This is a genomic window from Pseudomonas sp. IT-P253, assembly GCF_949768125.1.
Lineage (GTDB): Bacteria > Pseudomonadota > Gammaproteobacteria > Pseudomonadales > Pseudomonadaceae > Aquipseudomonas.
This window is the reverse complement of the sequence record NZ_CATKPT010000044.1, coordinates 333,858-343,377: the sequence shown is the minus strand read 5'-3', so window position 1 is coordinate 343,377 and position 9,520 is coordinate 333,858. Positions and strand designations below refer to the sequence as shown.

The 9,520-nt window shown below is 60.1% G+C and carries 5 protein-coding genes; 2 read left to right on the top strand and 3 right to left on the bottom strand.

All coding sequences use genetic code 11. The features are described 5' to 3' along the window. Positions 1 to 71 precede the first annotated feature (71 nt). The 3 genes from zipA to ACM6IR_RS22000 form a co-directional block, all read right to left on the bottom strand. Positions 72 to 926 (bottom strand): cell division protein ZipA, encoded by an 855-nt coding sequence (gene zipA / locus ACM6IR_RS22010; protein WP_414909635.1) that lies wholly within the window; start codon positions 924 to 926, stop codon positions 72 to 74. Between the two features lie 258 nt (positions 927 to 1,184). After that, positions 1,185 to 4,673 (bottom strand): chromosome segregation protein SMC, encoded by a 3,489-nt coding sequence (gene smc, locus ACM6IR_RS22005; RefSeq protein ID WP_414909634.1) that lies wholly within the window; start codon positions 4,671 to 4,673, stop codon positions 1,185 to 1,187. Between the two features lie 2 nt (positions 4,674 to 4,675). Then, the gene (locus ACM6IR_RS22000) at positions 4,676 to 5,335 is read right to left on the bottom strand and encodes a GntR family transcriptional regulator (protein ID WP_414909633.1); all 660 of its coding nucleotides are present in this window, start codon (positions 5,333 to 5,335) and stop codon (positions 4,676 to 4,678) included. Between the two features lie 267 nt (positions 5,336 to 5,602). Between ACM6IR_RS22000 and xdhA the strand changes: the two genes are divergently transcribed. Then, complete coding sequence (gene xdhA, locus ACM6IR_RS21995) at positions 5,603 to 7,057, top strand: xanthine dehydrogenase small subunit (protein WP_414909632.1); 1,455 nt, start codon at positions 5,603 to 5,605, stop codon at positions 7,055 to 7,057. Continuing rightward, a complete protein-coding gene (gene xdhB, locus ACM6IR_RS21990; protein ID WP_414909631.1) occupies positions 7,050 to 9,449 on the top strand; it encodes a xanthine dehydrogenase molybdopterin binding subunit in 2,400 nt (799 codons plus the stop codon). Before xdhA ends, xdhB begins: the two co-directional genes overlap by 8 nt. Positions 9,450 to 9,520 lie beyond the last annotated feature (71 nt).

The following is a 9,520-nucleotide window of genomic DNA, read 5'->3' as shown; positions in this document are numbered from 1 at the left end:
GCCTTCGCCGGCAAGCCTGGCTCCTACAGCGTGTGGAAGTCGCGGCACGATCTTCCACTCGTTGCCAATTTTCAGCGCTTCTGGGTCAGGGCACGACGTTCGAATTCGACGATGCGCTGACGGTAGTGCTCAATCGTCTGGGCGGTCAGCACGCTGCGCTGGTCGTCTTTCAGTTCGCCGTTCAGCTCCTGTGACAGTTTGCGCGCCGCAGCCACCATCACGTCGAAGGCTTGCTTGGGATGACGCGGGCCTGGCAGACCAAGGAAGAAGCTCACCGCCGGCGTGCTGAAGTGGTCGATGTCGTCCAGGTCGAAGATGCCCGGCTTGACGGCGTTGGCCATCGAGAACAGCACTTCGCCATTGCCGGCCATGCTTTCGTGACGGTGGAAGATGTCCATTTCGCCGAAACGCAGACCGCTCTCCAGAATGTTCTGCAACAGCGCCGGCCCCTTGAAGCCGGCAGCGTCGCGGCAGATCACGCTGATCACCAGCACTTCTTCGGCTTGCGGTTGTTCCTTGTCGCTGACCTTAGGCGCGGCCTTGGTGTCATCCGGGAAATCGTCGTCACGGCTGCTGAAGCTCGGGCCGCCGTCCAGATCCAGGTTGAGGTTCATGTCGCCCTGGGATGGCTCGCCATGGCCGCGCTTGCCGCGCTTGGAACCCGACTCACGGGGTTCACGCGCAGGCATGCTGACTGACGGCAGATCATGCTCGTCCAGTTGCGGTTCTTTGTGCGTATCCAGCACACGGGGCGGGCCCAACAGCTCAGCGCTGGTGTCCTCGTCCGGCAAGTTGGACAAACTTCGATCAAGACGGAATTTCAGTTTTCCCTTGCCGCCGCGCATGCGACGCCATCCATCGAAAAGAATACCGGCAATGACAATAATGCCGATGACGATCAGCCACTCGCGCAGACCGATTTCCATGTAATCCCGTGCCTCTATAAAAAATGCTGAAAAATAAGGGGTTTACAACTCGCAAACCGCTTTAAAACGTGGCGCCAACTCTATGTTCTGACAGGCGTTTTGCCCACGTATACGAAAAATTGACATTAAACTAGCACGACCAAAGGCAACTTTACACCGTCTGTCACTGTGGCTTGAGCGAATATGTCGATTGGCCAGCAAGTAAAGAGTGCGTAATTAAACCTGCCCCCCTTGAACACCTGCCTTACAAGCGCCTGATCAGGCCTCCACCATCGCCATCGCCTCCTCGACATCCACGGCTACCAGACGCGAACAACCCGGCTCGTGCATCGTCACCCCCATCAGCTGATCAGCCATTTCCATGGCGATCTTGTTGTGGGTGATATAGATGAACTGCACCGTCTGCGACATTTCCTTGACCAGTCGTGCGTAGCGTCCAACGTTAGCGTCATCCAGTGGCGCGTCAACTTCATCGAGCATGCAGAACGGCGCCGGGTTCAACTTGAAGATGGCAAAAACCAGGGCCAATGCGGTCAGGGCTTTTTCGCCACCGGAGAGCAAATGGATGGTGCTGTTCTTCTTTCCTGGCGGCCGCGCCATGATCGTCACCCCTGTATCGAGTAAATCTTCGCCCGTCAGTTCCAAATACGCGCTGCCACCACCGAAAACTTTTGGGAAAAGTGCCTGTAAACCGGCATTGATCTGATCAAAGGTATCTTTGAAGCGGTTTCGCGTTTCCTTGTCGATCTTGCGAATCACGTTCTCGAGCGTGTCCAGCGCTTCCACCAGATCGTCGTTTTGTGCATCCAGATAACGTTTACGCTCGGATTGTTGCTGGTATTCGTCGATGGCCGCCAGGTTGATCGCACCCAGACGTTGAATCCGTGCGGCAATGCGTTCGAGTTCTTCCTCGGCGTCCTTTTCGTTCGCCTCGGCCGTCAGCGTGGCGAGCACGCCGTGAAGGTCGTAGCCGTCTTCGAGCAACTGATCTTCGAGGGTCTTGCGGCGCACGGTCAGGGCTTGCCATTCCATGCGCTGGTGTTCGAGCTGGCTACGGATCAACTGGGATTGCTGTTCGGCCTGATTGCGGCGCTTCTCGGCCTCGCGCAGTTCGCGGTCGGCGTCTTCCAGGGCGATCTGCGCAGACTTGAGTTCTTCGTCGACGGTCATGCGCTTGTCGAGCAACTCTTCAAGTTTGAGGCGCAGCTCTTCCAGCGGGGCCTCGCCCTCTTCCAGATTGAGGCTGAGTTGTTCACGCTTTTCGGTCAGCCGCTCGGACTGCATCTCCAGCCGTTCCAGCGCCTGACGCGTCGAATCATGCTGCGCCTTGAGCGAACCCAGGCGCACCGCCAGTTGATGCGCGTGATCCTTGTGTTGACGGGCTTCCTGACGCACGCGATCAAGTCGCTCGCGAAGGCTGTCGCGCTGAGCCAGGAGCAACTCTCGCTGCTCGGTGTCCAGCGCCATGGCATCCAGCGCTTCCTGCAATTGCAGGCGCGCTTCGCCGATCTGTTCGTGCTCCAGCGCGCGCTGCTCGCCCAACTCGGTGAGCTCTTCGTCGAGGCGTGTGCGGCGCAGGGTCAATTGTTCAGCCTTGGCTTTGCCGGCGGACAGTTGAGCTTTCAATTCACCTTGCTGACGGGCTTCATCCTGCAGCAAGCGACGCAAATGTTCGCGACCGTTTTCCTGCTGACGCTGCTGCGCCCGCAGGTTTTGCAACGTGGTCTCCAGCGTTTCGACCGTGGCTTCGCGCTCTTCACGCTCCAGGCCCAGACGCTGGATTTCCTGACCACGGGCCAGCACACCGCTTTCCGCTTCGCTGGCGCGGCGCACGCGCAAAAAGTGCCGCCCGACCCAGTAACCGTCGCGGCTGATCAGGCTTTGGTCGGTAGTCAGTTGACCGCGCAGGGCCAAGGCCTGCTCAAGGCTGTCGACCGGTTTCACCTGGCCCAGCCACGGCGACAGATCGATTGGTGCGTCCACTTTATCGAGCAAGCTGCCCGGCATACGCACGCCATCACTGGCGGGGCTCACCAATCGCAGATCGCCCTGGGCAAACCCGGCCAGATCGAAGTCACCGAAATCGTCCACCAGTACCGCTTGCAGATCGGCGCCGAGCACGGTTTCCACCGCCAGCTCCCAACCCGCTTCAACTTTCAGGCCTTCCGCCAGACGCGGGCGGTCCGCCAGATGCTGCTCGCGCAGCCATTCAGCGGTGCCGGTGCCCGGATCGAGGGCGGCCTGCTGCAGCGCTTCAAGCGATGCGAGTCGACCGTTGAGGCGCTGCAAATCGCCCTGCGCCTGTTGCTGATTTTGCAGGGCCAATTGCAATTCCTGACGCAATTGCTCCAGGCGTTCAACCTGTGCTTCTTCGCTGGCCTGTAAATCTTCGAGCGTCGCTTCGCTGGCCGCCAGCTGCTCGTTGAGCTCCATGATCGCTGCGTCTTCCGGGTCCGCCGCGAGCAAGGCGCGCTCTTCGCCGAGGCGTTTCTGGCGATCAGCCAAGCGCTCCATGCTGGTTTCCAGCTGCTGGATCCTCGACTGCTGAACCTCGGATTGACGTCGGGGCTCGGCGGCAGTGAGGTTGAACGTGTCCCACTGCTCCTGCCAGCCGTGCATGGTGGTTTCAGACTCTTCCAGCGCCGCAGCGGCTTCTTCGGCGGCGGCACTGGTGACTTCCTGTTCCGGCGTGAGCTGGTCGAGCTCTTCGCCGAGGGTCAGCAGCAAGGTGCGGTCATGGCCCAGGTGAGACTCGGTTTCCAGTCGCGCGCGCTCGGCTTCCTTCAAATCATCCTGCAATTGACGCAGACGCTGCTGACCGTGCTGGATGCTCTGCTCGACCCGGGCGATGTCGCCACCGACCGAATAGAAGCGTCCTTGCACCAGATTGAAGCGTTCTGAAAGGTCGTGATGCCCGTCACGAAAGCGTTCGATGCTCGCGTCTGCGTTGCGCTGCTCGGCGACCAGCGCTTCGAAGGTGATTTCCTGAGTGCCGATGATCGCTTCACGCTGACCGACCTGTTCGTTCAACGCCTGCCAACGCAAGGCCGACAGCTGGGCCTTGAGCTGACGCTCTTCGCCTTTGTATTCCTGATACTTCTTCGCCGCCTCGGCCTGGCGGTGCAAGCGTTCAAGCTGACGCTCAAGCTCTTCGCGCAAGTCGGTCAGGCGGGCCAGGTTTTCGTGCGTGCGGCGGATGCGGTTCTCGGTCTCGCGCCGGCGCTCCTTGTACTTGGAGATGCCTGCCGCTTCTTCGATGAAATTGCGCAGTTCTTCGGGCTTGGACTCGATCAGCTTGGAGATCATCCCCTGCTCGATGATTGAGTAGCTGCGCGGGCCAAGGCCGGTGCCAAGGAAGATGTCGGTGATGTCGCGGCGGCGGCATTTGGTGCCGTTGAGGTAGTAGGTGGTCTGACTGTCGCGGGTCACTTTGCGACGAATGGAGATTTCCGCATAAGCGGCGTACTCGCCGATCAACGTGCCGTCGGAGTTATCGAACACCAGCTCGATGCTCGCCTGGCTCACCGGTTTGCGGCTGGTGGAGCCATTGAAGATGACGTCGGTCATCGACTCGCCGCGCAAGTTCTTGGCCGAGCTCTCGCCCATCACCCAACGGACGGCGTCGATGATGTTCGACTTGCCGCAACCATTGGGCCCGACCACTGCCGCCATGTTACTGGGGAAATTCACCGTGGTCGGGTCGACGAAGGATTTGAACCCCGCCAGTTTGATGCACTTGAGCCGCACGCTTAAGCGTCCGTCAGGGCGGAAACCACCAGATCGCAACTGCGCTGGGCGTAAGCCGTCAGCACCACACGAATCTGCGGAAAATCACGGGCGATCACAGCGGCCAGCAAGCGTTCGAACAACGCCAGGAACTCGCTCATCGAGGCCTTGCGCTGATCCAGGGCGAGAAAATACGCGCGGCTCATGGCGGGCTGCAGATTCTCGACGGTCTCCTGCAAGTAAGGGTTGTTGGCGAACGGGTATGCGGCGCGCATCACGTTGAAGCTGTCGTCGACGAAGGTCCGGATATCCTGGCGCTCGTAGCTGGCGCTCAGGCGCTGCTGAATCTGCACGAACGGCGCCAGGTCGGTCTGGGCTTGCCAGCCGGTGGCCACGGCGTTACCGAGCAAGATATAGAGCTCGCTCATTAGCGTGCACAGGCTCTGCACCTTGTGGGCGGTGAGTTCGGTCACATGGGCGCCACGTCGCGGCAGGATCGCGATCAAGTGGCGGCGCTCGAGAATCAGCAAGGCTTCACGGACCGAACCGCGGCTGACGTTGAGGGCCAGCGTGACCTTCTGTTCCTGGATGCGCTCCCCGGGCTTCATTTCGCCGCGAATGATGCGTTCGGCGAGGTGGTGAGCGATTTGCTCGGCGAGGCTGTCCGGCGCCTTGAACGTCATGGTTGTCCTTCAAACTCTTCGATCTGCACAGGCGGCGCAGTGTAGCGCAATTGATACGCCATGGCCGAGTGCCCACTCGGCGGTTTTTGGCATGATTCAAGCAAAAAGGCAGGCTATCCCGTGAGGGTCAATACTGATGGAACGTACTGTTGATCGCCAAAACACGATTTCCTGACCTTTAAGTCAGAAAATCATTGACCGAAAAGTCAGACCTGATAAATTCGGCTCAAAGCGGTTAACAACAATAATGAGTCTGCGAGGCCTTCCGTGATCCAGTTTTTACTTAACCAGGAACTCCGTAGTGAGCATGCCCTGGACCCAAACCTGACCGTGCTCAATTATCTGCGCGACCACGTGGGCAAATCCGGCACCAAAGAAGGCTGCGCCAGCGGTGACTGCGGTGCCTGCACGGTGGTGGTCGGCGAGTTGCAAACGGATGACGATGGCCGCGAACACATGCGCTATCGCAGCCTCAACTCGTGCCTGACGTTCGTTTCGTCATTGCACGGCAAACAACTGATCAGCGTCGAAGACCTCAAGCACCAGGGCGAGCTGCACAGCGTGCAAAAAGCCATGGTCGAGTGCCACGGCTCGCAGTGCGGCTTCTGCACCCCCGGCTTTGTCATGTCGCTGTTCGCGCTGCAAAAGAACAGCGATCAACCGGACCTGCATAAAGCCCACGAAGCGTTGGCCGGCAACCTCTGCCGTTGCACCGGCTATCGCCCTATCCTCGCCGCCGCCGAGCAATCCTGCTGCGGCAAGCAGCCGGACCAGTTCGACGCTCGTGAAGCCGAGACCATTGCCCGCCTGAAGGCCATTGCCCCCTCCGACATCGGCGAACTCAACAGCGGCGACAAACGCTGCCTGGTGCCGCTGACCGTGTCCGATCTGGCCGACCTCTACGATGCTTATCCACAGGCCCGCCTGCTGGCCGGCGGTACCGATCTGGCGCTGGAAGTCACGCAATTCCACCGCACCCTGCCGGTGATGATCTACGTCGGCAACGTCGCTGAAATGAAGCGCATCGAGTGCTTCGACGATCGACTGGAGATCGGCGCCGCGACCGCCCTCTCCGATTGCTACGAAGCCTTGAAAACCGAGTACCCGGACTTCGGCGAGCTGTTGCAACGCTTTGCGTCCTTGCAAATCCGTAACCAGGGCACCCTCGGCGGCAACATCGGCAACGCCTCGCCCATTGGCGACTCGCCACCGCTATTGATTGCGTTGGGCGCACAGATCGTCCTGTGCAAAGGCGAAACCCGCCGCACGATGGCGCTTGAGGATTACTTCATCGATTACCGGGTGACCGCGCGTCAGGAAAGCGAGTTCATCGAAAAGATCATTGTGCCCCGCGCCAGCGCCGAACAACTGTTCCGAGCCTACAAGGTGTCCAAACGACTCGATGATGATATTTCCGCCGTCTGCGCGGCGTTCAACCTGCGCATCGACAACGGCGTGATCGCGGACGCCCGCGTCGCCTTCGGTGGCATGGCGGCCACACCCAAACGCGCCAAGAGCTGCGAAGCCGTGCTGCTCGGCGCCCAGTGGAACAACGCCACCGTCGAGCGCGCCTGTGCCGCACTGGCCGAAGATTTCACGCCGCTCTCGGACTTCCGCGCCAGCAAGGAATATCGCCTGCTCAGCGCGCAGAACCTGCTGCGCAAATACTTCATCGAACTGCAAACGCCGCACATCGAGACTCGGGTGACCGCTTATGTCTAATCATCACGCCGTAGAGAAGACCCAGGCCGAATTGGCTGAACTGTTCGCCAAAGACCTGACCACCGGTGTCGGCCGCAGCGTCAAGCACGACAGCGCCGCCAAGCATGTGTCCGGCGAAGCGCAGTACATCGACGATCGCCTGGAATTTCCGAATCAGCTGCATGTTTATGCGCGACTGTCGGACCGAGCCCACGCGAAAATAATCAGCATCGACACCCAGCCGTGTTACGCCTTTGAAGGCGTGCGCATCGCCATCACCCACAAAGATGTTCCGGGCTTGAAAGACATCGGCCCACTGATGCCGGGCGACCCGTTGCTGGCCATCGACGACGTGCAATTCGTCGGTCAGGTGGTGCTCGCGGTCGCGGCGAAGGACCTGGAAACCGCACGCCGGGCAGCGATGGCCGCGATCATCGAATACGAAGATCTGGAACCGGTGCTGGACGTCGTCGAAGCCCTGCGCAAACGCCACTTCGTGCTCGACAGCCACACACATCAGCGGGGGGATTCGGCCACTGCGCTGGCAACCGCAGAACATCGAATTCAGGGCACGCTGCACATTGGCGGCCAGGAACACTTCTACCTCGAAACCCAAATCTCTTCGGTGATGCCGACGGAAGATGGCGGGATGATCGTCTACTGCTCGACGCAAAACCCCACCGAAGTGCAGAAGCTGGTGGCGGAAGTGCTGGACGTGTCGATGAACAAAGTCGTCGTCGACATGCGTCGCATGGGCGGTGGTTTTGGCGGTAAGGAAACGCAGGCCGCAAGCCCAGCGTGCCTCTGCGCCGTCATCGCCCACCTGACCGGCCAGCCGACCAAAATGCGCCTGCCACGGGTCGAAGACATGCTGATGACTGGCAAGCGTCACCCGTTCTACGTCGAGTATGACGTGGGCTTCGACAGCACCGGTCGCTTGCACGGCATTGCCCTGGAACTGGCCGGGAACTGCGGTTGCTCGCCGGACTTGTCGGCCTCGATTGTCGATCGTGCAATGTTCCACGCCGACAACTCGTACTACCTGGGCGATGCGACCATCAACGGTCATCGCTGTAAGACCAATACCGCGTCGAATACTGCTTACCGGGGTTTCGGCGGCCCGCAAGGCATGGTCGCCATCGAGGAAGTGATGGACGCGATTGCCCGTCATCTGGCCCTTGATCCGCTGGCGGTGCGCAAGGCCAACTACTACGGCAAGACCGAGCGCAACGTCACCCACTATTACCAGACCGTCGAGCACAACATGCTCGAGGAAATGACTGCCGAGCTGGAAGAAAGCAGCCAGTACGCCGAGCGCCGCGAAGCGATCCGTCGCTACAACGCCAACAGTCCGATCCTGAAAAAAGGCCTGGCGTTGACCCCGGTGAAATTCGGTATCTCCTTCACCGCCAGCTTCCTCAATCAGGCCGGTGCGCTGATCCACATTTACACCGACGGCAGCATTCACCTGAACCATGGCGGCACCGAAATGGGCCAGGGCTTGAACACCAAGGTTGCGCAAGTCGTGGCGCAAGTGTTCCAAGTGGAAATGGACCGCGTGCAGATCACCGCGACCAACACCGACAAAGTACCAAACACCTCGCCAACCGCGGCCTCCAGCGGCGCCGACCTGAACGGCAAAGCGGCGCAGAACGCGGCAGAGATCATCAAGAAACGCCTGGTCGAGTTCGCCGCGCGGCAGTACAAGGTCAGCGAAGAAGACGTCGAATTCCACAACGGCCACGTGCGCGTTCGCGATCACATCCTGACGTTCGAATCACTGATCCAGCAGGCGTATTTTGCTCAGGTGTCGCTGTCGAGCACCGGGTTCTACAAAACCCCGAAAATCTTCTACGACCGCAGCCAGGCCCGTGGCCGGCCGTTCTACTACTACGCCTTTGGCGCGGCGTGCTGCGAAGTGATCGTCGACACCCTGACCGGCGAGTACAAGATGCTGCGCACCGACATCCTCCACGACGTCGGCGACTCGCTGAACCCGGCCATCGACATTGGCCAGGTCGAGGGTGGTTTCATCCAGGGCATGGGCTGGCTGACCATGGAAGAACTGGTGTGGAACAACAAAGGCAAACTGATGACCAACGGCCCGGCGAGCTACAAGATTCCAGCGGTTGCCGACATGCCGCTGGACCTGCGGGTGAAGCTGGTGGAAAACCGCAAGAACCCGGAAGACACGGTGTTCCATTCCAAGGCCGTGGGTGAGCCGCCGTTCATGCTCGGCATCGCCTCGTGGTGTGCGATCAAGGATGCCGTGGCGAGTTTGGGTGACTACAAGCATCAACCGAAAATCGACGCACCGGCGACCCCGGAGCGGGTGTTGTGGGGTTGTGAACAGATGCGGCAGTTGAAGGTGGCGAAAGCCCCCGAGGCTGAGTCGGAGTTAGCTTCGCTCTAATACCGAGGCGCGGCCTTCGCGAGCAGGCTCGCTCCCACAGGGGAATGCATTCCAAATGTGGGAGCGAGCCT